Annotated in this window: 22 protein-coding genes; 7 read left to right on the top strand and 15 right to left on the bottom strand. The window is 40.1% G+C overall.

What is annotated here, in order from left to right; translation table 11 throughout:
* Positions 1–730: 730 nt before the first annotated feature.
* The 3 genes from IQ282_RS00235 to IQ282_RS00245 form a co-directional block, all read right to left on the bottom strand.
* Positions 731–2059 (bottom strand): sugar MFS transporter, encoded by a 1329-nt coding sequence (locus tag IQ282_RS00235; RefSeq protein WP_194849935.1) that lies wholly within the window; start codon positions 2057–2059, stop codon positions 731–733.
* A 131-nt stretch (positions 2060–2190) separates the two neighbouring features.
* A complete protein-coding gene (locus IQ282_RS00240) occupies positions 2191–3165 on the bottom strand; it encodes an isoaspartyl peptidase/L-asparaginase family protein (protein WP_394355190.1) in 975 nt (324 codons plus the stop codon).
* Between the two features lie 6 nt (positions 3166–3171).
* Positions 3172–6114, bottom strand: a complete 2943-nt coding sequence (locus tag IQ282_RS00245; RefSeq protein WP_194849936.1) for a GH92 family glycosyl hydrolase — start codon at positions 6112–6114, stop codon at positions 3172–3174.
* Between the two features lie 144 nt (positions 6115–6258).
* Between IQ282_RS00245 and IQ282_RS00250 the strand changes: the two genes are divergently transcribed.
* Both IQ282_RS00250 and IQ282_RS00255 read left to right on the top strand, forming a co-directional pair.
* Positions 6259–6621, top strand: a complete 363-nt coding sequence (locus IQ282_RS00250; protein ID WP_194849937.1) for a Na(+)-translocating NADH-quinone reductase subunit F — start codon at positions 6259–6261, stop codon at positions 6619–6621.
* 76 nt (positions 6622–6697) lie between these two features.
* A complete protein-coding gene (locus IQ282_RS00255) occupies positions 6698–7756 on the top strand; it encodes an FAD:protein FMN transferase (protein ID WP_194849938.1) in 1059 nt (352 codons plus the stop codon).
* On the opposite strand, the gene IQ282_RS00260 is transcribed toward IQ282_RS00255, so the two are convergent.
* The 6 genes from IQ282_RS00260 to gpmI all read right to left on the bottom strand — a co-directional run bounded on the left by IQ282_RS00260 (position 7713) and on the right by gpmI (position 12954).
* Positions 7713–8498, bottom strand: a complete 786-nt coding sequence (locus IQ282_RS00260; protein ID WP_194849939.1) for a class I SAM-dependent methyltransferase — start codon at positions 8496–8498, stop codon at positions 7713–7715. The two genes, IQ282_RS00255 and IQ282_RS00260, sit on opposite strands and share 44 nt — an antisense overlap.
* A 174-nt stretch (positions 8499–8672) precedes the next feature.
* On the bottom strand, positions 8673–9482 hold the full coding sequence (gene map, locus IQ282_RS00265; protein ID WP_194849940.1) for a type I methionyl aminopeptidase: 810 nt from the start codon (positions 9480–9482) through the stop codon (positions 8673–8675).
* Positions 9483–9710: 228 nt separating this feature from the next.
* Positions 9711–10070, bottom strand: a complete 360-nt coding sequence (locus tag IQ282_RS00270) for a cupin domain-containing protein (RefSeq protein WP_194849941.1) — start codon at positions 10068–10070, stop codon at positions 9711–9713.
* On the bottom strand, positions 10027–10614 hold the full coding sequence (locus IQ282_RS00275; protein ID WP_194849942.1) for a hypothetical protein: 588 nt from the start codon (positions 10612–10614) through the stop codon (positions 10027–10029). Before IQ282_RS00275 ends, IQ282_RS00270 begins: the two co-directional genes overlap by 44 nt.
* A 54-nt stretch (positions 10615–10668) precedes the next feature.
* Positions 10669–11268, bottom strand: coding sequence for a thioredoxin family protein (locus IQ282_RS00280; protein WP_194849943.1), 600 nt, complete (start codon positions 11266–11268; stop codon positions 10669–10671).
* Positions 11269–11439: 171 nt separating this feature from the next.
* A complete protein-coding gene (gene gpmI / locus IQ282_RS00285) occupies positions 11440–12954 on the bottom strand; it encodes a 2,3-bisphosphoglycerate-independent phosphoglycerate mutase (RefSeq protein WP_194849944.1) in 1515 nt (504 codons plus the stop codon).
* A gap of 232 nt (positions 12955–13186) precedes the next feature.
* Between gpmI and IQ282_RS00290 the strand changes: the two genes are divergently transcribed.
* Together IQ282_RS00290 and IQ282_RS00295 are read left to right on the top strand one after the other, a co-directional pair.
* Positions 13187–13627 carry a hypothetical protein gene (locus tag IQ282_RS00290; protein WP_194849945.1) on the top strand — a complete coding sequence of 147 codons (441 nt, stop codon included), beginning with the start codon at positions 13187–13189 and terminating at the stop codon, positions 13625–13627.
* A 190-nt stretch (positions 13628–13817) separates the two neighbouring features.
* Complete coding sequence (locus IQ282_RS00295; protein WP_194849946.1) at positions 13818–14891, top strand: hypothetical protein; 1074 nt, start codon at positions 13818–13820, stop codon at positions 14889–14891.
* A gap of 1209 nt (positions 14892–16100) precedes the next feature.
* On the opposite strand, the gene IQ282_RS00300 is transcribed toward IQ282_RS00295, so the two are convergent.
* A complete protein-coding gene (locus tag IQ282_RS00300; RefSeq protein WP_194849947.1) occupies positions 16101–16436 on the bottom strand; it encodes a hypothetical protein in 336 nt (111 codons plus the stop codon).
* 68 nt (positions 16437–16504) lie between these two features.
* Entirely contained in the window at positions 16505–17746 is a 1242-nt protein-coding gene (locus IQ282_RS00305) for a BaiN/RdsA family NAD(P)/FAD-dependent oxidoreductase (protein ID WP_194849948.1), read from the bottom strand.
* On the opposite strand from IQ282_RS00305, the gene IQ282_RS00310 reads away from it, so the two are divergent.
* On the top strand, positions 17745–18299 hold the full coding sequence (locus tag IQ282_RS00310; RefSeq protein WP_194849949.1) for a hypothetical protein: 555 nt from the start codon (positions 17745–17747) through the stop codon (positions 18297–18299). The genes IQ282_RS00305 and IQ282_RS00310 overlap by 2 nt on opposite strands.
* Positions 18300–18928: 629 nt before the next feature.
* Here the strand turns inward: IQ282_RS00310 and IQ282_RS00315 are convergent.
* The 4 genes from IQ282_RS00315 to IQ282_RS00330 are packed head-to-tail and all read right to left on the bottom strand — an operon-like array spanning position 18929 to position 23495.
* Entirely contained in the window at positions 18929–20146 is a 1218-nt protein-coding gene (locus IQ282_RS00315; protein ID WP_194849950.1) for a BaiN/RdsA family NAD(P)/FAD-dependent oxidoreductase, read from the bottom strand.
* A complete protein-coding gene (locus IQ282_RS00320; RefSeq protein WP_194849951.1) occupies positions 20146–21540 on the bottom strand; it encodes an FAD-dependent oxidoreductase in 1395 nt (464 codons plus the stop codon). Before IQ282_RS00320 ends, IQ282_RS00315 begins: the two co-directional genes overlap by 1 nt.
* Positions 21541–21570: 30 nt before the next feature.
* A complete protein-coding gene (gene kynU / locus IQ282_RS00325; protein ID WP_194849952.1) occupies positions 21571–22833 on the bottom strand; it encodes a kynureninase in 1263 nt (420 codons plus the stop codon).
* An 8-nt stretch (positions 22834–22841) separates the two neighbouring features.
* The gene (locus tag IQ282_RS00330) at positions 22842–23495 is read right to left on the bottom strand and encodes a hypothetical protein (RefSeq protein WP_194849953.1); all 654 of its coding nucleotides are present in this window, start codon (positions 23493–23495) and stop codon (positions 22842–22844) included.
* A 115-nt stretch (positions 23496–23610) separates the two neighbouring features.
* Between IQ282_RS00330 and IQ282_RS00335 the strand changes: the two genes are divergently transcribed.
* Together IQ282_RS00335 and IQ282_RS00340 are read left to right on the top strand one after the other, a co-directional pair.
* Positions 23611–24891: a multidrug effflux MFS transporter gene (locus IQ282_RS00335; RefSeq protein ID WP_194849954.1), complete on the top strand. Its 1281-nt coding sequence runs from the start codon at positions 23611–23613 to the stop codon at positions 24889–24891.
* Positions 24892–24994: 103 nt separating this feature from the next.
* On the top strand, positions 24995–25631 hold a 637-nt coding region (locus IQ282_RS00340; RefSeq protein ID WP_194849955.1), incomplete at its 3' end, for a pirin family protein.

Raw genomic sequence — 25631 nt, forward strand, 5'->3', positions numbered from 1 at the left:
TCGACCACTTGAAGCTTGAAAGAAAGCGAGTAGTCTTTTTGGGTACGCTTCACGTAACCCCTGTTTATAGATGTTTCCATTACACTAAGGTTTTTGTGTATCGCTATTTCAGGACGGGACATGTTATAAAGTAAAAAATCCCGATCGTTAGATCGGGATTTTTTTGGTTTACTGTTTTAAAAGTATCGACCTTTTGCCGTATAGTTTTGAGGTAATATCTTTTTAATTTTCGGCTTCTTTTCTCCTTTATTCTTTCCTTCCTGTAGTAGAAAAGTAGTTCAAAATCAAACAGCTGAGGGTGTCATATATCACACTTAAAGTTGATGGAGTCCATCTCTTTGTTCAATGTTGCGTAGCTTATCAAAACCATAAAGCTGATTACATCGGTTGTTTTGTGAATGGTACTAGTAATTGTATGCCCATTATAGCAAACTTAATATTACTTGTTAATGTTCCCATAGATCACTATGTCATAGCGAGTACCTCTTCATTTTAATATAGTAGCAGTGGATGTAAGCTAGTGACTTTCGTTGCTTTTCAATATGACGCTTTTATATCTACTGACGACAATATTCATAACGTTATCGAAATCACATCCTCCATTTCTTGAATCGGACTGCGTTATTATTTTAACAGAGCAGTTCTTAGCAGCAACAATGGAAATGGAAGTAGAAATACCTCAAGATTATAAATCGAAAGATCTTTTTAGTTAGGTAAGCGTTTCAGCTTATCAACTCACATCATGAAGTTGTGCTACTTCAATTTTTCTTCCTTTATAAAAAGCAAAGAACATGATATAAGCGTAACATAAGATAGGAAGTAGAAAGGCTAGTGCAAACCCAAAACTGTCTGCTAGCGCTCCGAAGCTTATGGGTACGATAGCACCACCAACTATCGCCATACAAAGCAACCCTGAAGCTTGCGGTTTTAGCTCGCCCAGACCATTCAAGGTCAATGTGAAAATCGTGGGGAACATAATAGAGTTGAACAGTCCAACAGCTAGAACAGCCCACATGGCCGTTAACCCATCACTGGAAATACTTAAGGTGATCATGAGGATAGCGAGCGCGGTAAACGTAATTAATACCTTAAACGGAGCAATAAATCGCATCAGAAACGAGCCTATAAATCTACCGATCATGGCTCCGGTCCAGTAAAAGAATACAAAAGCTCCTACTATAGCTTTAGCATCAATGTCGTTTAGATCCTTATTTAGAAAAAAAGAGGCGATGGGCGCCATGCTTTCATTATTCATGATGTAGGCCGCTAGGTTTAAGTCTAGGAAATAATTGACTAGAAATGTTCCTATCGCCACCTCTGCACCCACATAGACAAATATTCCTGCTGCACCCATCCAGACAGAAGCTTTTTTGAGAAGCCTGCTATAGCCACCTTTGGCTGTTTTTTGTAGTTCTGGAAGTTTGATAAAAACAAAAGCAATCGCTAATAAGGCAATGATTCCGGCAAATGACAAAAACGGACCTTGAACAGCCCCAGCTTCAGAAACATAGTAATTTTCACGATCGATACCACTTAACAGCGTTATTTCTTTAGTAGTCAATATTTTATCGCTCAGTAGGAAAGTAGCGCCGGCAATAGGGGCAATAGCAGTTCCCAAAGAGTTGAAAGCTTGTGCTAGATTCAAGCGACTGCCAGCGCCATCTTCAGATCCTAAGACAGCTACATAAGGATTTGCTGCAACCTGTAGTATTGTGATTCCCGCTGCAAGTGTGAAGTAACCCAGTAGAAATACAGGAAATAACCGCCCTGCAGAGGCTGGATAAAACAACAAACAGCCTAATGACATGGTTGCTAATCCTAAAATGATTCCTTTTTTATATCCTACTCTATTTAATAAATATCCTGCGGGAATAGAGAAGATGAAGTAGGCTAGAAAAAAAGCAAATTGCACCAGTCCTGCCTGGAAGTAACTCAGCTCAAATACTTCGCGTAAACGAGGGACGAGGCTGTCTACTAATACGGTTATAAATCCCCATAAGAAGAATAAAACTGTTACAATTATAAAAGGTATGGTGTGATTGGTTCTGGTTGTTGTCATTTAAATTGTGATGTCAATATTTTAAAGCTTTTGCTTCTCGTTCAAGTCCAACTCGCTTTCGCGAAAGCGATAAACACACAAACATATGTGGTATAAAAGATACTCTAAATCTAGTCAATCCCATCCAGTCTTCAATCCTTCAAATAGGAAGCAGTGTCGATGCGGCTGTTCACGCCATCTCGATATTCCATCATGGCAAACCCTTTATGGATGCAGTAGCTACCGGTCTCACCTTTTTTATTCATAGCTACATAAGCTACCTGAAAATCTTTGAATCCCGGATTTTTTCTTATCGTTCTCATGACAGCTTCTTCACAGGCATCTTGAGGGGACATGCCGTTGCGCATGAGTTCTACAATCAAGAAACTACCCACGGACTTCATAATTTCCTCACCCATTCCAGTAGCTGCAGCACCTCCTACCTCATTATCAATGAATAATCCAGCTCCTATAATGGGGCTGTCACCCACACGGCCTTTCATTTTGTAAGAAAGTCCAGAAGTCGTGCACGCACCTGAGATATCTCCATTCCCATCACGACAAATCATGCCAATTGTATCGTGGTTTTCAATATTGATAATAGGCTTATATTCGGCTGTTTTGAGCCATTCTCGGTACTCTTTTTTTGAGTTCTCGGTAAATAGTTCTTCCTTCTTAAACCCTTGTTTTTCTGCAAACTCTTGTGCACCCTCGCCGGCAAGCATCACATGCGGAGTCTCAGTCATGACTTTTTTAGCTAAGGCAGCAACATTTGTATAGTTTTCTACACAGACCACGGCACCGCAATTTCCATATTGATCCATAACGCTGGCATCTAAGGTCACATTTCCCTCGCGATCTGGAGCGCCACCTTTTCCAACGGTCGTATTCCTAATATCTTCTTCTTCCACAGCAACACCTACAATGGCGGCGTCTAACGCAGTCATTCCCGATGCTAAGGCTTTACCAGCAGCAGCGTTTGCACTTACAAAACCCCATGTGCAAATAGCAATGGGATCGTATTTCATTGATTTCATAATTGAAGATTTACAAGCTAATAAATGCATGCCCATAGTGAGTGCTATGCTTCCTTTAGCAGTGGTGGATATGAATTGACGTCTGTTCACTCCGGATTATTGTATGTTGATTTCATCTGCAAATATCCAGGCTGTTCCTGAATATGGGTAGCCTAAATGCCATTCTGGTAAAAGACCATAATTCGTAGCGATTACTTTTACATACCTCGCTTGTTCATAATCAAAAGTAAATTTGCTTTCAAATATTTCGCTAATTTCTTGTTTGCCAGTTTCCGGAAGTTCTAATTCGCTTTGAATCAGAATTTTTTTATTCTCATCTAGAAGTTGGACACTTACTTTTTTAGGATAGAAAATCCAACTGCGCTGATCTTTCAAAAAGTTCACGCTGATTTGATTAATGGTTTTAACGGAACCTAAATCTACCACAGCGTTGAGATCTTGATCCTGTACACCTTGCCATGCACCAGATCTAAAGTCCTTACTTCCTGTGATTCCATCTATTAATGCTTCATTACCACCTGCGCTGTACTCATTAGCATACGTGTAATTGAGCTTGATTTTACGACTCGCATCATACTTGTAGAACTGTGTTTCAACGGTGGCACTCTTGACTCCTTTCTTTACAGCATAGGTTCTTAAAACATCAGAATCACTTACCGTAAAAGGTTCCTCATAAAGTTTGAAGTCCTGTCCAGTCAAAGCATAAAAAATTTGTGACTTAGGAGTAGTGGTATTCAATGATATCTCAGTGGTTCCTGCGAATGAAATATCCCCTTTAGAAATAAACGGAGCGGTAATAATTAGGTTTTTATCAATAGAAGTCACAGCTCTGTTGCGTACCGCGCTTCCCCATTTAGAAGGTTCTTCTTCCATCTCAAACCTCCAGTGACCACCAGCCATCATCTCTTTGTGTGAAACAAAGGATTTATTGTTTGCCCTTTTATTACCGTAATTATCTCTTACTCGATCTATAGACATTCCACCTACATAAATTCCGGTACCTTCTTTTTCAATGGTCAAAGATTTTCCGTTTTCAAAATGAATCGTCGCCTTTTTAAACAACGGCGCACCTAATGCGTATTCATTGCTGGCTGGAGTTACTGGGTAAAACCCTAGCGAACTCAAAACATACCAAGCGCTCATCTGGCCGCAGTCCTCATTTCCTGATATGCCGTCTGGTGTATTTGAATATAAGGTAGTTAATATCTCGTGGACACGCTGTTGTGTTTTATGAGGCTTGCCTATATAATTATACAGATACGCCATGTGATGACTGGGCTCATTTCCATGAGCATATTGTCCTATAAGGCCTGTGATGTCTGCTTGATCTCGCCCTGATGTTTCTGCACTTGCTTCAAAAAGATGATCTAAATGTCCTTCATAAGCTTCCTTTCCACCCATAAGTTTGATATGCCCGCTGATGTCTTGTGGAGCATACATGGAATACTGCCACGCGTTAGCTTCTGTATAGTTGAAGTTGACCTCAAATGGATCGAACGGCGAAAACCAAGTGTTTCTAAACCTTCCCTGGAAAAAACCAGTTTCTGGATTATAGACATTTTTGTAATTCTGAGCTCTTTTAATGAAGGTTTCGTAGTCCTCTTGATTCCCCATGGCCTCTGCCATTTGGGCAATGGTCCAGTCGTCATAAGCATATTCAAGCGTTTTAGAAACCGATTCGCTTTCTTCTTCCACTGGAATGAAACCGTATTTCTTATAAGATTCTAATCCTAATTTATCTTGCATGGCACTGTGCTTCATAGCTTCAAAAGCTTTAGAAGTATCATATCCATCAATGCCTTTCAAATAAGCATCTGCTATTACTGGAACAGCGTGATATCCTATCATACAACCGGTGTAGTTCCCGCTTAAATCCCAAATAGGCATGATGCCACCTTCATCATATTTTGCTGTAAAGGTGTTGATGAAATCGTTAGTTCGCTTTTGATCTATAATTGTGTATAATGGGTGTGCCGCTCGATAGGTATCCCATAAAGAGAACACGGTATAATATTCAAAATCGGTTGTTTTGTGTATTTCTAAATCCATGCCGCGGTAACGCCCATCAGTATCTTGATAGAGGTTAGGCGCTAACATAGTATGATAAAGAGCGGTGTAGAAAACGCTTACTTTTTCCTCATCATCATCTTCAATTACAATTTTAGAAAGCTCTTTTTCCCAAACATCGTTGGCTTCTTTTCGAACTTCATCAAAAGATTTATCACCTATTTCAACCTCTAGATTCTGCTTTGCTCCAGCAACATCCACTGCAGATATCCCTATTTTAATAACAACAGGCTCGTTTTTAGGATTTATGAATTCTAATGCTTTTTTTGAGATCGTAGAATCCATCTTTTTATCCCAGTTCTTTATAGGGTGCGACGTCTTGATATAGTAAAACAGCATCTGTTTTGCTGCCCAGGCTTTAGAAAAACGCCTTCCTGAAATTTCCGTAGAATTTTCTAATTTGATTTCGTGTTCTAACAATTGATCGCGGTGATCTAAGTCTAATATCACAAATTGCTTTAAGCTATCTGGATAATGATAACGATGCATTCCACTGCGTTTTGAAACTGTTAGTTCTACGTCAACATTTGGATTGTCTAAATGAACGCTGTAATATCCGGGACTTGCCGTCTCATTCTCATGGGAGAATGTAGAACGATAACCTTCCTTACCATTAGCACCATTATTTAATATGGGTTTTCTGGTAGGCATGAGTAAAATATCACCGTAATCGCTCACACCCGTACCACTCAAATGCGTGTGTGAAAATCCATAGATAGAGTTGTCACTATAATGATATCCACTGGCTCCATCCCAACCATCTAGACGTGTGTCAGGACTTAATTGCATCATACCGAATGGCATCGTGGCTCCAGGATAAGTATGACCATGACCTCCCGTACCTACAAAAGGATTCACATATTCTGTCAACGGTTTTGCTGCTTTAGCCTCTGCGACAGGCTCATTGTTTGTATCACAGGAATACAGCGTTAGGAATGCTAAGAAGATAAGTGCCAGATTTGCTTTGCGCATGTAGTATAATTAGAAATTTAAAGATATGAAAATGGTTCGTGGAGGAGCACGCTTTCGCGAAAGCTAAATAATTTCATATAAACAATAAAATTTCCATTTATCTATTGCTATTGCCATTGCTATAACAGGCTTTATCTTTGTAGCATGACGCCATTATCTGAACAGGAATTACACCAACTTGCCATGAATACCGTAGGCAAAGAACTTGAGGAAGACGGGTTTGAGTTTTTAGCTATTAACTCTAAACCTAAAAAGGACCCACAATTTGTCGCGCTCAAAAATAAAAAACTACATTTTGTCGTCGTTAGAGCGGTGACGTACCCGGCAAACCCTGTGGAATACGATGAGCAGCTGATGGAGACCATGCGTGATCATGCAATCAAATATAAAGCGCGAACTTATTTTGCTGGTGTCGGCCTGGCAAACTCCCGCAATTATGAAATGCCCGTGCATCATGAGGATGACTACATCGTAAATTATGCTGGATTGATCGAGATAAAAGAATAGTGTTTTACATCACACCGCGGCACACCAAATTAGAGCCCATAAAGATTCCTCGCATTTTTAATAATTTTATAGACTTATGAAATATGTAATTGCTTTACTCTGTTTTACAGTGCTCGTTTCTTGCAAAAAAGATGTTCAGGATCTAAACGTAACCACTCAAGAATTGTATGGAGAAGCGATAGGAACCATATATTCTATCAAATATTTCTCAGACAGCTCTGAGAATCTTAGACCAAAAGTGGATAGTCTGATCGCTCTTTTTAACCAAAGCATGTCCACATGGGTTCCCAATTCTCAAATTAACTTGATTAATCAAGGAAAGGATAGTATTGCTGTAGGGTCAGAGTTCAAGGAGGTTTTTGATTATGCCAAAGAAATCTATGGAAAGACCGATGGTTATTTTGATCCTACAGTGGGAAATATTGTAAACGCCTATGGTTTCGGCGCTGATGGGACTCGAGAAAAAGTCCCCTCTCAAAAAACGGTGGATAGCCTGATGCAATTTGTAGGTTTTCAAAAAATGGTTATAGTTCCAGGGAATGTTGAAAATTCCTATTTTATCAAAAGTCAGCAATCGGGAATCTATCTGGAATTTAATGCCATCGCTAAGGGAACACTAGTCGATTATATCGCGAGGATGCTAGAAGGTCAAGACATTGAAAACTATTTGGTAGAAGTTGGTGGAGAAGTGGTTGCCGCAGGAACTAATCTGGAAAAAGAGCAAGAATGGACCGTTGGTATTGATGATCCCACACAAACTCCGGAAGATCGCACGCTAGTGACAGTTGTTAATTTAAAAGACAAGGCTATGGCGGGAAGTGGCAATTACCGCAAATTTAAGATCGACGATGAATCTGGTCAAGAATATGTTCACACTATTGATCCACTAACCGGTGCGGCTGTTCCCAGTGAGGTGCTGGGAGTTAATGTGATTGCTGCAAATTGTACACTGGCAGATGGCTATGCGACTGCATTTATGGCAATGCCGTTAGAAAAAGCAAGAAAGTTAATGCCCGATTTGAAAGAGATCGAGGTGCTTATTATGTACATGGGAACTGATGGCGAGCTCAAATTTGAAACTACACCCGGTTTTAATCCCTATTTGAAGAAGCCGCTTTCCTCACAAACGGAATAAGTTCTCCCATCGCAAGACGGTAATAATCCACCTTGTCCGCAGGGATTTGATGGGTATAATCTACCGCATCCACTTCAAAACCTATAGAACCCAAGCGATCAAAATAATCCATTCCATAAATGCGCACGTGATCGTACTGGCCAAAAATCCTTGCCCGTTCTGCCCGATCTATTATGGAATCGTCCTCAAAAGTCAGATCCCGATCATTTTCTAACGGAACCTGGAAAATAGCGGATCCACCAGGTTTTAAAACTCGATACATTTCTCGCATTGCAGTTTCATCATCTGGAATATGCTCCAGAACATGATTGCACAGGATCATATCAAATTCATTATCAGCAAACGGCAAGTCGCATATATCGGCTTTCACATCAGCAAGCGGTGAATTTAGGTCTGTTGTGGTGTAGTCGATGAGTTCGCTTTCGCGGAAGCGTTTATAAAAGCATTGTTCTGGAGCAAAATGGAGCAGTTTTGTAGGTTCAGTAAACAAGGTTGTTTCATTTTGCAGATACAGCCAAAGCAATCGGTGGCGTTCCAGCGATAGGGTAGAAGGCGACAATACATTTTCCCGAACCTGACCATAACCATAGGGTAAAAAACTACGGAATTTTTTCCCATCAATGGGATCCTCATAGCGATCGCCTCGAAACCACCAGGCCATAATAGGACGCACCCAGTAACTAGCGCTGATCAACCATGGCCGCGGAATCAAATTAAGGAAGAATTTAAAGAGTTTTTTCAAATTACTTTTTTGATTTTATAAATCAGCAGCTAGATTTTTCTTAAAACAATTATTGCTAAGAATGTAGTTTTTGCTAGATAATCTAGCATAAAAGATCTAGGATTTTAATTGTAATCTGTCGTTCGTCAACCGTCGTTTAGCATAGCGATCGTTTGTCGTTTTTCACAATGAATATCACTCTTTCCATCGGTAAGCATCCTCCTCGGTAGAAGTAATTCCCAAAGCCTCATAGATATAATCAAACGTACTCAACAGTCTAGGCTCGCCATCGACCATCGCAACGTCATGTTCAAAGTGCGCGCTGGGTTTTCCATCACGGGTTTTGATGGTCCAGCCGTCAGGGAAATGTTTGATATTTTTAGTTCCTAGATTGATCATGGGTTCAATCGCAACGGTCATTCCCTCGACAAATTTCTTACCGCGACCACGTTTTCCATAGTTAGGCATTTGTGGATCTTCGTGCATCACACGTCCCAATCCATGACCCACTAATTCACGCACGACACCATATCCAAAACCTTCACAATATTCCTGAATCGCATAACCTACATCGCCCACACGTTTCCCCTTGCGGAATTGCTCGATCCCTATATATAAGGAATTCTTAGTGCGATCGAGTAATTCCTTTGTTTCCACCGGGATGTCACCTACCGAAAACGTGTAAGCGTGATCTCCATAAAACCCGTCCACGATGGCACCACAATCAATGGAAAGCACATCACCTTCCTTGATGGCAACATCTTTGGGCAGGCCGTGAACCACCTCTTCGTTAGGACTGATCAATAACGTACTGGGGCAATCGTACAATCCCTTGAATCCGGGAATGGCGCCGTTGTCTCTTATATATTGTTCCGCGAGATCATCCAGACGTTGCGAGGTCACGCCAGGCTTTATCTCCGCAGCGATCATTCCCAGGGTTTTACTCACCATTAACGCGGCGCGGCGCATGATTTCTAGTTCTTCTTTCGTCTTAGTTACTATCATGGGTTTGTTTAGAAGTTGCAAAAATAGGGAATAACGGTATTATGATAAGAATAATGATTTGGGCGTTCCCTCGGCTAAGGCCGAGGGCGTGCTTTCCGTTTCAATCTTTTGAAGCAGAAAAAGCTTCAAAAGGATTTTCACTTCAACCTGCCTGTCGTTCCTCTGGAAGGCAGGTCCCTAACGCGGTTTTGTACATCAATTCAATTTTAGAGTCAATGGAAAGAAACCCTATATCCTCTCCAGTTTATCCTTAGTCAACTCATGCTGCACATTACCCGTATGTTTAATCGCTGCGGGTTCAATTAGCATCACGTGAACTTCCTCTAAGGCAATCGGTTTGTGATCGACGCCTGCGGGAATTACAATCATCTCACCTTCTTTCAGTTCCACCACTTTATCGCGGAATTCAATTTTAAGCATTCCCTTTATAATGTAGAACAGCTCATCCTCATGTTCATGGTTGTGCCAAACGAACTCACCATGAAGTTTGGCTAATTTGACTTGCTGGCCATTCAGCTCACTAATTATTTTAGGAGTCCAGGTTTCACTGAATAAGTTGAGCTTTTGTTTCAAGTTGATTTTTTCCATTTTCAATTTTTGGTATTACAAATACATCTAACTCCATAATAGCTGACCAAATTTGACTCTTATCAAATTTCAGATCTTTTGTAGGGTCTTTTCCAGTAAACTCCACTACCATAAATCTAAGTTTGTTGTAACCAACCTGTTGAAATGATTTACCTATGTAGGTGGAATACTGTTTTCTATAATGCTTCGGAGCCTTATTAATTGTATCAATATTAAAGTTATAAAAGCCAGCTATTGGTAGATTGTAAAGTTTACTAAAATCTTTCTCTAATTTATAAAGAGCGGAATCCTCCATCTCTATGAAAACGATTATTTGAGATTGTTTATCGTCAAATTTAGGATCAAGTAGTGATACTAATGCCTTAGCATTCTCGTTAACTTTAACCGTATCTTTTAACAATGTGGCTAGAAGTTTTTCTTTATGAATACTACTACTCGGCTCTAGGTACTTTTCAATTTGAGCGTCTGTTTTATTTCCAAAGTTATCGCATGAAGTCAAAATAAGACAAATCAGTGCAAGTGAAATGATTACTCTAGCGGCCATAATTAACTGTTTTATGAAAAAAAAGGAGAGCGTTCGCTCTCCTTTTTTTAGATCTTAGTTATCATAAGAATGTTTGTAAGGCTGACCGCTTACGATTTTTAGAATGTCTTGTTCCAAAGATTCTCTAGGGTGTTCCACAAAACGACCCAACTCTTTACCGTCGCGATAGAAGATAAAAGTAGGAACCCGCGTGATCTCATATCCAGAAACCAGTGCTTCTGGTTTTGATTTGCTGCGGTCTACCGTAATCATGGTAAGGTTTTTCTGATCGTATTCTGCTTGATCAAGGAGTTTATAGAACTTAGGAGTTTCTCTTTTTGAGTCTCCACACCAGGTTCCCATGTAAGCTCTGATTTCCACATCTTGTAATTGTGTAGTCAACTCATCAAGAATCATAACATCTGGTTCATAGGCCTCATAACCTGGCTGAAACCAGTTAGAGAATGGCTCTTGATTGAAAGCCTGTTCGCCATGGACTCCCATAAGGTTTCCGTTTTCAATAGTTCCCATAGGCAGTGCTGGTTCTTCTTTCATTGTGACGGTGGCAACCGTTTTAGCATTATCTTCTTTCATTTTAGAATCGTTCATCTCCTTTTTAGGACCACAAGCGGTCAGCAATAGGACAGCTAATGCTGCTGGAATTAATTTTTTCATCGTTTTGTTTTTAAATTTTAGATAATCAGTAAATTATTCAAGTAATTCCCACCTTAAAAACTCTCAAATAAGAACTCAAAAGTAAGTCAGTTAGTGACAATGAAGTCATACGTCATAGGTCTTTCAGCCATTAATGGAACGTTAGCGAAATGAGGCGGTCGTTCGTCTTCTTCACACTAGCGAACTTTGACTCATTTCTACTGGTTGTTCTACACCTATCAGTTTCAAAATAGTAGGTGCAATATCGGCCAAAACTCCTGATTTTATTGCTTTTATATCCTTATCTACTAAAATTAATGGGACTGGATTTGTAGTATGTGCCGTGTTTACACTTCCATCTGGATTCATCATGACCTCGCAATTACCATGGTCAGCAATGACAATGACCGTATATCCATTTTCAACAGCAGCATCAATAACCTGCGCTGCTGCATGATCCACAGCCTCACAGGCGGCAACGGCTGCAGCCATACTTCCTGTATGTCCCACCATATCAGGATTTGCAAAATTGAGACAGATAAAGTCGGCTTCCTGGGTTTTTATTCTTGGGATGATGCTGCTGGTAACACAATCTATACTCATTTGAGGTTGGAGATCATAGGTCGCCACTTTGGGAGAGTTACACATAATGCGCTCCTCACCTTCAAAGGGCGTTTCTTCTCCACCATTGAAAAAGAAAGTCACATGCGGATACTTCTCCGTTTCGGCAATCCGTATTTGTCGTTTGCCGGCTTTTGATAAAACTTCACCTAAAGTATTGATGAGATTTGGCTTCTCATAGATTACGTGAATATTTTGGAAGCTATCGTCATATTTAGTCATCGTGACATAATATAGGTTAAGTTTATGGCAATTCTGCTCGTGAAAATCACACTGGCTTAACATTTCGGTCAGTTCGCGCCCACGATCGGTACGGTAATTAAAGAAAATCAATACATCTCCATTTTCTACTAGAGCAACTGGTTCTTGACCATTCATTGCCACGATGGGTTCAATAAATTCATCGGTCAATCCTGCAGCATAACTTTCGCGAACTGATGCGACTACATCGTGGCTGGGCGCACCCATTCCGTCTGCTAGTAAATGATAGGCTTTAGCGACTCGCTCCCAGCGCTGGTCCCGGTCCATGGCATAATATCTTCCTATAACGCTGGCGATTTGTGCTGGCGTTCGGGCTATGTGTTGTTCGAGATCTTCCAGGAATCCGGCGCCAGATTTTGGATCTACATCGCGTCCATCTGTAAAGGCGTGGACGAATAAATCTTCCAATCCATAGTCGAGTGCCGCGTCGATCAATGCTTTCAAATGGTCAATGTGCGCGTGAACGCCACCATCTGATAATAATCCTGCAAAATGTACTTTGCGGGAGTTCGCTTTCGCGAAAGCGAAAGCATCCACAAGTACCTGCTCATCTTTAAGAGTATCCTCGCGCACGGCTTTATTGATTTTTGCGAGATCCTGATACACGATCCTGCCCGCGCCCAGATTCATATGGCCTACCTCGCTGTTGCCCATCTGGCCGTCTGGCAAACCAACGTTCTCGCCGTCTGTGCGCAGGGTGGCGTTAGGGTATTTCTCGTATAAGCTGTCGATATAAGGCGTCTTTGCCTGTGCGATCGCGCTGACGTTGGGATCTTGGGTAATTCCCCAGCCGTCAAGGATCATGAGCATGGTCTTCTTGTTCAATGGAATGGTTTTAAGCAAATAAAGGTAGGAAAATGTGATTGGGCTAATGTGAAAATGTGATTAAGATTGCATACGATTAACAAATGCTCTTATTTGACCACCTATTAATTATTTATGATCTTATCTGAAATATTCACATTGATTTTATTAACAACTGATGTGGTTATTTCATAATGGCTTATATTTAAGAATTAATCAAAATATTTATTAATACTCTTAATGATTCTCTCACATGTCTCAAGTCAATCTTCAAAATTTACAGTCACGAATTTCATTATTATTTGCTTTTTTAGTGTTATTGATTATAATGTCATGTAACACTGACGATACTATAGAAGTGCAGGACGAAAATGTAGTCATAGAAAATTCTTTGCAATTAATTCAATTTAAGGATGTTCCAAGAGAAATAGTAGGGGAAATTACAAACATTCGAGAAAATTTAAACGAAAAGTCCTCATCTTTAAATCAATTTGGAGAAATTGACAGGAATGCTACTGTAATTAGAATAAATACCACCCAAGATGATGTAAGTCATACATTGCTACTCAATAATAGAGGAACCAATGGTAAATCAACTGGAAATGCTTCAGCTGATATTTATTTTGACAATCTTTATATAACTACTCATGAGGGAACTGTTACAGATAAACATATTATAAGGTATTCCAGATAGCAATAAGATTTTTATTGCAGCCGATTGGTCAACTTTTAATGGATATGGAGAGATATATAACGTCGATGGAATATTAAAAGGGCGCACTTATTTTGAAAATGGATTTCCCGTTGTTATAAATAACGATACCGAAAGTTTTGCTAAATCAGTTGCTTTAGAATGTACGTTAGTCCGTACGGTTACACTTTACGTGTATGGTAATGCTGGACCACCTACTTATTTTGTAGAATGTACATTCGGCGGCAGCGGATTTAATGGAGGAAATAGAGGTCCAGGCGGTAATTCGGGAAATGGAACAGGTGACACGGGATCTGGTACATCAACCAGTGGCGGCGGTAGTTATGGAGATACTGGCCCAGGTACTGGGCCTAATACGGGAGATGCTGAAAGCGACACTTTAGATAAGCTCGAAAAAAGAAATCGAGAAATAAGAGAAAGAGCTTTGAAAGAAAAAATTGAAGAAGACTCATTCTTACTGTTAGATGTACCCTGTGATGAGATACCAAAATGGCAACCGTTGGCTCAACATGAGGTTTCAACAGAGTTGGTTAACAAAATCGATGGTTTATTTCAAAACGATAATGATTGGGCGATAAATTCTTTAGAGAATGCAGGTGGAGCCATTGTCAATATGGATTATTTTGCAGTAAATATCACAAAAATGCCACCATTATCATCTGGGTCGCCATTACTTCATAGCCCAAAATCACTGCTTAGATTAATAAGAAGTCAACTCAACAATTTAAGTGATGAGGCAAGTTTTGATCCCTATTGTTTTAGTGGTCAATCTATGTGTGATCAAGAAACTGCACTATGGAATAGCTTCTTTCCCTTAGGCGCAATTTTATCATTAGACTTGGCTATTGACGACGGCTCAGTAATGGTCACAAAATTCGATAGTAATTCTTGGTATTTTACTACATTAGAAGACCCAAAATATGGAGACCATCCCGTAGCAGGCACTCGACAATTTGGTTTTGAACAACAAGCTGATGGCAGTTATGATTTTTTTGTACGTGGCGTTGATAGAATTGATAGTAGAGGTCTGGAAATAATCGCTAGTGGTTTTGGTGTAAGAGACCCGTTTCGAGATGCAGATGCAACATGGATTAATTTTCAGGAAAATTTACAAAATTATTTAAATGACCTTGTTGAAGGCAGTGCATCAATTGTAGTTCCAACTACATGGCGGCCAGACTGGGATGATGTTCAAGAAGTGCTCAATGGAAACAAACCGATATCTTATCTTGATGGCTGCGACTGAAAAAAATAAAAAGCTATTCAAATATTTAATAATCAGTATTGGTATTTGGTTTTTGTTGTCACTCTTACCCGTGGAGTGGAAATATGGATATGCAAGTTTAGGAGTTACTGGCTGGATTTTATTTTGTTTACAATTTCTAATTTTGATAATATTCTCATTGAATGTGTACTATTCTTTGAAGCTCAAGAGATTTAAAACGCTAACAACATCTATTGTCATATTTATTTTATTTGTAATCTATTATATAATATACTATTTGATAATTGAGCCAACTATGTATTATTAAAATATTTTCTCTTGATGGCTGCGACTAAAATTAAGCATTGGAGCATAAAAGCATTTCTTTTCTGCTCTATAGTATTTATTCTTATGACTTTGTCGCCAATGGAATGGAGATACGGGTATGCAACATTATCTATTTTTGGGTGGATTATAGGTTTGTTCCAAGTAGCGGTAATCTTATTTTTCTTTTTAGCGATAGTTAGATATTTAAGAAAGAAAAATTATTCACTAGTAATGTGGTCAATGGTTATAATTGCAGTTCACCTTATTTACTGTTTTTCTTATTACAATTACTACAATTAGGAATAACAGTCCATTTCGATATGCAGATATCACTTAAATTTACTTTCAAGAAAATCTACAAAATTATTTAAATGCCCTTAGTGAAGATAGTGCATCACTAGCAACTCCGACAACATGGATGCTCGATTGGAATGATGTTCAAGAAGTGCTCAATGGAAATAAACCAATATCTGACTTAGATGGCTGTGAATAAGAAAATCATCTGGCAAGTAAAGGTTATGGCATTGAGCTCATTAATTTACGTCGTACTGACATGGCTGCCTAGGCATTGGATAATAGGCTATGTTTCTCCTTCTCCTTTAGGTTGGTTTATGTTGCTTCTATTATTAATATGTATTGTTCTTTTCCTATGGTCAACAATTATTTATGCCTTCAAAAAAGAATACGTAATGATAATTTGGCCAACATTGGTTCTGATTTTTTTGACATTATATTATTTGTGTCTTTATATCTACTACAATTAACATAGATTCAAAATTAAACTCTGTTGATAGTAGTATTTATTAAGAAGTAAACGTTGCTTAGTTGCAAGAACTCGGTAATGTGGTTTTGAGCAACAATCAGATGGCAGTTATAATTTTTTGGTAAGGGAGTAGATTTTCAAGATAGCTCAAAAAAGGAACATTACATCAATTCCCAAATGGCCAACAATAAAAGAAGTGAATGCAAAACCACGAATATAATTTGCGGAATTTTAGCGTTAATTTTTTGACCGGTATAAATAAAACTGGCAAGCAGTAAAGCTATTAGCGCCAAAGGGAAATAAATGCTGTACTCAGAACTAAGACCGAAATGATTGTAGAAAGCTTCCTTGGCATCCAAAAAGTCATCAAAGTTTGAGAAGGTCACCCACCAATAGATTCTTGTATACAGAATTACTAGTAAAGTTGCGACTGGGAAAATATATTTTTTCAAGGTTTCAGTCTGAACTGTCAATTTAAATTTTTCAAAGGACGCCATCTATAATAATTCAATTCCAATGGTTCGATTGAGAATATCTTTTTTCAGCCATTCATTATATTCTTAGATCACTTCCCACCAATCGCCTGCGCCACCGTCCATCCACCAGTCCATGCATTTTGGAAATTAAAACCGCCCGTAATCGCATCGATGTTTAAAATCTCCCCAGCAAAATAGAGGTTTTCTTGTTTGCGGGATGCAAACGTTCTAAAGTCCACTTCTTTCAAATCAATCCCGCCAGCCGTAACGAACTCTTCTTTAAAGGTGCTTTTTCCGTCGATTTTGAATACGCTTGCAGTAAGTAATGTGGCTAATTCTTTTAAGTTTTGATTAGAGCAGTCTTGCCAAGTCTTGTCTTGAAGACCGGCCGCTTGAACTATATAACTCCAAAGCCTTTTTGGCACTTCATAAAAGCGGTCATTGGATATTTGTTTCTTGCTATCGTCGCGTTTTGTGAGAAGCATCTCATAGCAGTCTTCGTGTGTTAAGTAATTTAGCCAATTAATTAACACATCAAACTTATAGTCCGATGAGTTAAGTTCCACCGCACCCCAAGCGCTCATTTTTAAAATCGCGGGTCCTGAAAATCCCCAATGGGTAATCAATAATGGTCCTTGAGATTCCAATTTCAATTGCGGGATTTCTACTCGTGCTTCTAAAGCAATTCCAGCCAGTTCCGTAATTGCCTTATCAACTATATTAAAAGTAAATAGCGATGGTACGGCATTGACAATAGTATGATCGAGCGTTTTCATTAGTTCCCAAATCTTGGGACTGCTGCCTGCGGTAACGATTAGATTGTCACAGATGAATTCGTCGGTTTTGGTGATGACTTTCCACTGATCCGTCCGTTCTAATGAAACAACATTTTGTGAGGTTTGAACATCAATATTGTATTCTTTGGTCAGTCGGAGAAAGCAATCGATGATGGTTTGAGAGGAATCGGTGACGGGAAACATCCGGCCATCGTCCTCGATCTTGAGTTCTACACCATGGTCGGAGAACCAGGCAATGGTATCACCCGTCATAAATTTATGGAAGGGACCGAGTAATTCTTTTTCTCCTCGAGGATAATTGGTCGTTAGCGGTCGTGGATCAAATTCAGCATGCGTAACATTGCAGCGACCACCACCAGATATGCGGACCTTTTGCAGCACGTCCTTTCCACGTTCTAGAATCGTAATGGAAAGATCTGGTCGCAGTTCTGCTAGATTAATAGCAGCAAAGAAACCAGCGGCTCCACCGCCGACTATGATTACGTTTGAAAACTTTTCTGGGTTTTTGGACACGCTAGGACTATATGATTTCATGAGAAGAAATTTATCTGGATTATCAGATGAAGCAGACTTCAATCCTTATTGTCTTTTAGATCAAGCGCTTTGTGATCGAGAAACGGCGTTATGGAATTCAGAGAACCCTCGTGGAGCTATTTTGGCGTTGGATCTCAATCCAGACGACGGCTCTGTAATTTGTACAGAATACAATTCAACATCATGGTATTTTAGCACTTTGGAAGATCCGTGGTATGGAAATCATCCAGTATCTGGAACTAGGGAATTTGGATATGAAAGGCAGGCTGATGGATCTTACGATTTTTATGTCAGAGGCGTTGACAGAATGGATAGTTATGCTATGGGGGCCTTAGCATCTGGATTTGGATTTGGTGATTCATTCTCTTTTGCGGATCAAACATGGGAGAATTTTCAACAAAACTTGGCTGACTATATTAATGATCCTAATGGAAATACAGCTAGTACAACTGCAAGGGTTAAGCCCAAAGTAGCTTGGCGCGCCGATTTTGATAGCGTTGAAGATGTATTAATGGGTAAAAAAGAAATAAAATCACTTGATGGTTGCGATTAATAAAACACTTAATCTTCGTAGCTTTATTATGCCTTATCTACACTATCTTCCTAGAGATTTTTCATATCTGGTCAAGCAAGTATAGGTCACATAGATTATATAATGCTCATATTACCATTCGTAATCTTTTCTTTGTTTCTAATCGGTCCACTTCACATTTATAAGGTTAAGAAATATAAAATCATGATGTTTCTTATTTTCATTTTTGTTCATAGGGTATTATTTTCCATAGGTTATATTAAATTTCAACTTCTTATCTCATATCATAAACCATCCACGTAATCTTTCGAATCTTGATAAAGAAAAAAAATATTCATTGGACTATAAAGTTTTTAATAGGCAGCTCCTTGTTATGGATTGTTTGTTCTTTAGCTACAGCTGATTTATCGCTGACCATTTTTATGTCGTTATTCCAATTTGTCGTATTCGCCTTTTTTTTAATTCCCACTTTGCATTATTACAGAGCAAAAAAATATAAATTGATATTGCTACCCGTATCAATTTTCGGTGCATTTGTAATTTATTACGTAATCTATTTTATAAACCTTTAAACAATCAGGAAGAAATCAAACAGAAAATGAGGTGTTTAGGATAATTCTTCAGTCAAAACTGAACATAAATTAACATTTTTACTCCCCACCTATCGCCTGCGCCACCGTCCATCCACCAGTCCATGCATTTTGGAAATTAAAACCGCCAGTAATCGCATCGATGTTTAGGATTTCCCCAGCAAAATAGAGGTTTTCCTGTTTGCGGGATGCAAACGTTCTGAAGTCCACTTCTTTCAAATCAATTCCGCCAGCGGTAACGAACTCTTCTTTAAAGGTGCTTTTACCGTCGATTTTGAATACGCTTGCAGTAAGTAATATGGCTAGTTCTTTTAAAATTTGATTAGAGCAGTCTTGCCAAGTCTTGTCCTGAAGACCCGCCGCGAGTATTATGTAACTCCAAAGCCTTTTAGGGACTTCATAAAAGCGATCATTGGAGATTTGTTTCTTGCTATCGTCGCGTTTTGCGAGAAGCATTTCGTAACAGTTTTCGTGGGTCAAATAATTAAGCCAATTGATTACCACATCAAATTTATACCCAGAGCTGTTTAGTTCCACGGCGCCCCAAGCGCTCATTTTTAAAATGGCGGGCCCAGAAAAACCCCAATGAGTAATCAATAAAGGTCCTTGAGACTCCAGTTTTAATTGCGGGATCTCCACCCGAGCTTCAAGAGCAATTCCAGCCAATTCCGTAATCGCCTTTTCCACAAGATTAAAAGTAAATAGTGATGGCACGGCATTGACAATGGTATGGTCGAGCGTTTTCATTAGTTCCCAAATTTTGGGACTGCTGCCTGCGGTAACGACGAGGTTGTCACAGATAAATTCGTCGGTTTTGGTAACGACTTTCCATTGATCTGTTCGCTCTAACGATACTACATTTTGCGAAGTTTGAACATCAATATTGTACTCTTTGGTAAGTCTGAGGAAGCAATCGATGATGGTCTGCGAGGAATCGGTGACGGGAAACATCCTACCGTCATCCTCTATTTTGAGTTCTACACCATGGTCGGAGAACCAGGCAATGGTATCACCGGTCATGAATTTATGGAATGGCCCGAGCAGTTCTTTCTCGCCACGTGGGTAATTGGTGGTTAACGGTCGTGGGTCAAATTCAGCATGCGTAACATTGCAGCGACCGCCACCAGATATGCGGACCTTTTGCAAAACGTCTTTCCCGCGTTCTAAAATAACAATGGAAAGATCTGGACGCAGTTCTGCCAGGTTAATAGCAGCAAAGAAACCAGCGGCTCCGCCGCCGACTACAATGACAGATGTTATGTTATGGTGAGGACTCATTAATTCCTATGCCAAATAACCTCTTCCGTTTTCTTATTAATCGCTGCAAGCAAACTCTCGTTACTATCTTCTAATTTAATATCGCCATTGTTGATGAGCCACAAGATTGCTTTGTCCTGAGCACGGCCTTTCATCATGGCTTCCCGGTAGCCCATTCCTTCTGGGGGAAAGGTGACTAGTGAGTATTTTGAGGAATATTCTGCTTTCGCGTAAGCGGCCTCAAGCTTCATTTCTATAGCACGTTTGATCTGGAAATCCGGGTGGGAAACGCTATCGCGCATCTCGACAAAATTATCCAAAGCGAGATCTGCAATAGCATCTGTATCGGGTTTGCGCTCTTCAGAAAAGCGCTTCAAAGCTTCTGGCCACGTATCAGCCTGATCTAAAATTTTATCAAACACCAAAACATCTTCAAACCCAGCGTTCATTCCCTGACCGTAAAAAGGTACTATCGCATGGCTGGCATCACCCATCATCAAGACTTTGCCGCTTGCAGTCCATGGGGAGCACTTAACGGTTCCCAGTGGTGGCGTAGGATTTGCCTGGTACTGTTCTACTAAATTAGGGATCTCATGGACGATATCTGGAAACTCTTTCTGAAAGAATTCCAGGATCTCTGCTTTGGTTTGAATGTTTTCAAAACTGCGCTCGTTTTCTGCATACTGCATAAACAAGGTCATGGTAAAACTTCCATCCCTGTTAGGCAGACCTATGAGCATAAATCCACCACGAGGCCAGATGTGCAGTGCATGTTCATCAATGCGCCACTTCCCATCTGCAGCGGCTGGCATGTTGAGTTCTTTGTAACCGTGAGGCAACCATTCGGTACTGTAAGAAAAATAAAAATTGCGCTGTCGCGCCATTGCTGCGCGCACTTTTGACCCTGCACCATCTGTCCCGAGTAAAATATCAGGATTCCATACCTTTACGGTGCCACTTTCTGAGTCCTTATATTGTATGCTTCCTTTTTGAACATTAACGGCGATAACCTCGTCGTTGAAATCCATCTTCACTTTTTCATATTCATCTGCTTTATCCAGTAGCAGCTTATTAAGGTCTTCCCTTGAAATAGAATTGATATGATCTTCTACACGACCGCTATAATTAGAGGTGATGACATCGCCATTTTTAGGATGGATCATACGTGCTTTCATGGGGATGCAAAGTTCTTTTACCTTATCGCCCAGACCTACCATTTTTAAAGCATTCAAACCACGATCAGAAAGTGCAAGGTTTATGGACCTACCCGCATCGATAATTTTATCGCGCATATCGGGTCTCTTTTCTAGCACGTTGACACTATAGCCTCGCTGGGCTAATCTCAAGCCCAATAAAGAACCAGTAAGCCCTGCTCCTGTTATCAGGATGTTTGTTTTTTTATCTGAAATCTTCATGCAATTGATAGGTAGGTAAGGAATGTCAATTTACAGTTCTGAACTTAGGATCTGGACAAAGTTCCAGCAGTCCATGTATGAATTGTATAATGGTGCCGGAGCAACACGTATTACATCTGGCTCGCGCCAGTCTGCAATAACGCCGCGGCTGCTTATGTCTTTAAAAAGACTCTTATCAGCATTTTTTACCGCAAGAGAAAGTTGGCACCCGCGATCTTTTGGTTTATCAGGGGTAATTATTCTAATGCGATCACCAGGAATATTATTGACAAGATATTCCAGATAATTAGTCAATGAAACCGACTTGCTCAGTAAGTTTTTAAAACCAGCTTCCATAAATAGATCCATACTCGCTCTTATGGGAGCCATGCTCAAAATAGGAGCATTACTTTGTTGCCAGCCCTCAGCTCCCGGAATAGGATCAAATTTAGGCTCCATAAGAAATCGCTCTTCCTTATTATGTCCCCACCATCCCGCAAAGCGATCTAGGTTATCATTATCAGCATGTCTTTCATGAACAAAACAGCCACCTATACTTCCAGGACCTGAGTTCATATACTTATAGGTACACCATACGGCAAAATCAGCACCGCTATTATGCAGATCTAAATCTACATTTCCTGCACCATGCGCGCAATCAAACCCTACAAGAGCGCCATGGGAATGACCTAAGTCTGTAATTTTTTTCAGGTCGAAAAATTGGCCTGTATAATAATTAATGGAGGCAATCATTACTAGAGCAACCTCGTCGCCATGTTTGCGCAAGATACTTTCAAGGTCTTCTATCTCGAGTGTACTGCTCCCGGGTCGTGGTTGCCACAGAATAATATCTTCAGCGGGATCGCCACCGTGAAATTTTATTTGGGAATCTACTGCATAAGTGTCACTAGGAAACGCATCTGCTTCCATAATGATCTTTTTACGCTTGCCCTGCGGCTGGTAAAAACTCACCATCATGAAATGCAAGTTGGGCGTTAGGGTATTCATGACCACTACCTCATGAGGCTTAGCGCCTACCACATCAGCCATAGGTTCTGTTAAGAATTCCTGATAGCGTGTCCATGGGAAGGTTTTATCAAAATGGCCTTTAACTCCCAGCTCTGCCCAGTCATTAAGTTCCTCTTGTACATAGGCAGCAGCTTTTTTAGGCTGCAACCCCAGGGAGTTACCGCATAAATAAACACTTTCTGTTCCATCAGTATGTTTGGGAATGTGAAAACTTTCGCGAAAGCGGGATAGTTTATCTCCTGCATCTAACGATTGAGCAAATTCTTTAGTGGGTTCAAAGGTCATAGAAATTGTTATTTTGTAACGTTGATGTTCGTGAAATAGATATTCAAAGCACCATCTTCAGTGCGATGGTTCGTGGCAATTTTGATACCGTTGTAATCTTGATAATCTTCAAAAGAAGTAGTCATCGCTGGAGTGGTGGTTCCTTTGGGATAATAAGACCACTTAGTTACATTTTTATTATCGTCTACATACATATCATAACGATCACCGGGAGTGTATCCATTCTCTCCAGTATATTGCACTTGAATCATTTTACCTTCTGTGGTCTCTGGATAAGTGACTTCCTTACCGGTATCCCATGCTAGTTTAAACTGGGGCAACAACCAGTAAACATCATTTACAAAAGCGCGGTCTGCACTCATGGAAAGACTGTCTAATTGTTGACCACGGTTGTAGGTGATCGTTTCGTTGTTAGAGTTTAGTGTGACTTGATCTGATTTAGGGTTCCATTGCCAGGAACGAGAAGTCATAGTTTCACCATTGCGCTCTGCATTAAATGTAAAGTCGATTTGTTTCACGTCGTTCCATTGATCTAATCCCGCATTTTGAGCAACTTGCATTGAAAATTCTGGGCTTTTCTCTTCAACGGTTTCTTCTGGTTTATCGTTTTTGCAGGATGTGAATATCGCAGCAAATGCTATTATAATAAAGAAATTTTTCATGATGATATTATTGATTTTTTGTAGAATTCAAAAGTACGATTTCTAAGGCGTTACAATATCGTAAAGGTTTGTGAATATGGTCGCAGCGCCGCTGCAGTAAAAGTACCTTTGCAGCGTGGGAACTAGAAAAGTACAACGGGAGGTAAGCGATCGCAAAAAAAACGTCATCATTTTATTATTGGGGACACTTATTGCTATAGGCCCATTTTCAATCGATACCTACCTCCCAGCTTTTAAGCAAATTGCGGAGGATTTCAATACAGACACTAGTGCCATAGGGCTCACCTTAACTACTTATTTTATAGGAATAGGTTTAGGCCAGTTAGCTTACGGTCCGTTAATGGATAAATATGGTCGTAGGAAGCCTTTAATTGTAGGTCTTGCACTTTACATTCTCATGAGCGTTCTATGTGGTTTTGCATGGGATCTCTGGTCACTTGCATTTTTCAGGTTCTTTATGGCCCTGGGTGGCTGTGCTGGTATGGTAGCTAGTAAAGCGGTGGTAAGAGATTATTTTCCTAAGGAAAAAGTGGCAGACGTATTAAGTACACTTATGCTAGTTATGGGTGTGGCACCTGTAATAGCACCCACGGTAGGCGGTTTTATCATCACTTCGTTTCACTGGCCAGTGTTGTTTTTCTGTCTTGCAGGTTTTGCAGCAATTATGTTGTTCAATGTAGTTTATATTTTACCGGAAAGCGCAGAGCCTAATAAAGCGACCAGTTTGAGACCTTCAAAAGTGATGCGCGAATACTGGTCTATATATAAGAACAGGGATTTCTTTTTATTTTCCACCACCAGAGGCTTTGCCATAGGAGCATTACTTGCTTATGTTGCCAGTGCTCCATTTATATTTATAGATTTCTTTGGGATGGATGCAGATACCTTCGGATACATTTTCGGTGGTAATGCTGCTGGATTGATTTTGGGCAGTCAGCTCAACCGTTTGTTTCTTCGACGGTTCACCACATTTCAGGTAAGTTATACCGTTTCTATTGCGATGGCAGTATTGACTTGTGGAATATCTATTTACAGCCTCCTTGTCGCACCCCAGTTTTGGGTGATTTATCCAGGATTGTTTATGATGCTGTTTTTTATAGGTTTTCAAAATCCAAACGTTACTGCCATGAGTCTCCAGCCATTCAACTTACAGGCAGGTAGTGCGAGTGCGCTCGTGGGCGCGGTCAGCATGATTTTTGGTAGTATTGCGAGTACGCTGGTGGCTCAGTTGCTTACAGATAGTATTATGCCACTGCTGGCGATTGTGACATTCTGTAGTATTGCCGGCTGTATCGCAGTGGTATACTATAAAGTGGAGTATGGCCACGGGTACGCTTTCGCGAAAGCCTATTACCATCATCCTCACCGCATCAAACGACGACGGGAATTAGAATAGAGATTCCGTAACTTAGCTTCATATATGATTTTGAGAACGATACTCAAACAACTGTTAACCATTAGTTGTAGATACAAATAAAAATATTTAAACACTTATTAAAATGAAAACAACAATTCACAAAGCCGAAAGTAGGGGGCAAGCAGATCATGGCTGGCTTAAAGCTAATCACAGTTTCAGTTTTGCTTCTTGGCACAACCCGTCACGTATGAATTTCGGCGCCTTGCGAGTTTTGAATGATGATACCGTTGCTGCGGGCGCTGGTTTTCCAACGCACCCCCATGCAAACATGGAAATCATCACGATTCCCTTATCTGGAACATTGGAACACAAAGATAGCATGGGCAATACCGCTCAAATCAAAACTGGTGAAATCCAAGTGATGAGTGCTGGAACCGGAGTCACCCATTCAGAATACAACGCCAGTAGCACAGAAGAGCTGAAATTATTCCAGATCTGGCTCTTTCCTAATAAGCAAAACGTAACTCCCAGATACGACGAGCTAAAACTGAACCCTAAAGACCGTCACAATAAGTTCCAGCAGATCCTTTCCCCTACACCAGAGGACGCAGGTGTCTGGATCCATCAAGAAGCCTGGTTGCATATGATCTCTATGGATCAACATACAGAACAAGAGTATAATTTAAAGTCACAAGATAACGGAGTCTATATAATGGTAGTAGAAGGGGCTATTGAAATTAATGACACCACACTCAGCTACAGGGACGCGATAGCAATAA

It is taken from the genome of Nonlabens antarcticus (assembly GCF_015356755.1).
Classification (GTDB): domain Bacteria; phylum Bacteroidota; class Bacteroidia; order Flavobacteriales; family Flavobacteriaceae; genus Nonlabens; species Nonlabens antarcticus.

Excerpts from the sequence above, each read along its gene's own strand:
- IQ282_RS00330 (WP_194849953.1), bottom strand. The coding sequence starts at position 23,495 with ATGAAAAATTTCTTTATTATAATAGCATTTGCTGCGATATTCACATCC.
- map (WP_194849940.1), bottom strand. The coding sequence starts at position 9,482 with ATGATAGTAACTAAGACGAAAGAAGAACTAGAAATCATGCGCCGCGCC.
- IQ282_RS00290 (WP_194849945.1), top strand. The coding sequence starts at position 13,187 with ATGTCTCAAGTCAATCTTCAAAATTTACAGTCACGAATTTCATTATTA.
- IQ282_RS00235 (WP_194849935.1), bottom strand. The coding sequence starts at position 2,059 with ATGACAACAACCAGAACCAATCACACCATACCTTTTATAATTGTAACA.
- IQ282_RS00280 (WP_194849943.1), bottom strand. The coding sequence starts at position 11,268 with ATGAAAAAATTAATTCCAGCAGCATTAGCTGTCCTATTGCTGACCGCT.
- IQ282_RS00300 (WP_194849947.1), bottom strand. The coding sequence starts at position 16,436 with ATGGCGTCCTTTGAAAAATTTAAATTGACAGTTCAGACTGAAACCTTG.
- IQ282_RS00275 (WP_194849942.1), bottom strand. The coding sequence starts at position 10,614 with ATGGCCGCTAGAGTAATCATTTCACTTGCACTGATTTGTCTTATTTTG.
- IQ282_RS00255 (WP_194849938.1), top strand. The coding sequence starts at position 6,698 with ATGAAATATGTAATTGCTTTACTCTGTTTTACAGTGCTCGTTTCTTGC.
- IQ282_RS00310 (WP_194849949.1), top strand. The coding sequence starts at position 17,745 with ATGAGAAGAAATTTATCTGGATTATCAGATGAAGCAGACTTCAATCCT.
- IQ282_RS00250 (WP_194849937.1), top strand. The coding sequence starts at position 6,259 with ATGACGCCATTATCTGAACAGGAATTACACCAACTTGCCATGAATACC.
- IQ282_RS00320 (WP_194849951.1), bottom strand. The coding sequence starts at position 21,540 with ATGAAGATTTCAGATAAAAAAACAAACATCCTGATAACAGGAGCAGGG.
- IQ282_RS00270 (WP_194849941.1), bottom strand. The coding sequence starts at position 10,070 with ATGGAAAAAATCAACTTGAAACAAAAGCTCAACTTATTCAGTGAAACC.
- IQ282_RS00315 (WP_194849950.1), bottom strand. The coding sequence starts at position 20,146 with ATGAGTCCTCACCATAACATAACATCTGTCATTGTAGTCGGCGGCGGA.
- IQ282_RS00305 (WP_194849948.1), bottom strand. The coding sequence starts at position 17,746 with ATGAAATCATATAGTCCTAGCGTGTCCAAAAACCCAGAAAAGTTTTCA.
- IQ282_RS00245 (WP_194849936.1), bottom strand. The coding sequence starts at position 6,114 with ATGCGCAAAGCAAATCTGGCACTTATCTTCTTAGCATTCCTAACGCTG.
- kynU (WP_194849952.1), bottom strand. The coding sequence starts at position 22,833 with ATGACCTTTGAACCCACTAAAGAATTTGCTCAATCGTTAGATGCAGGA.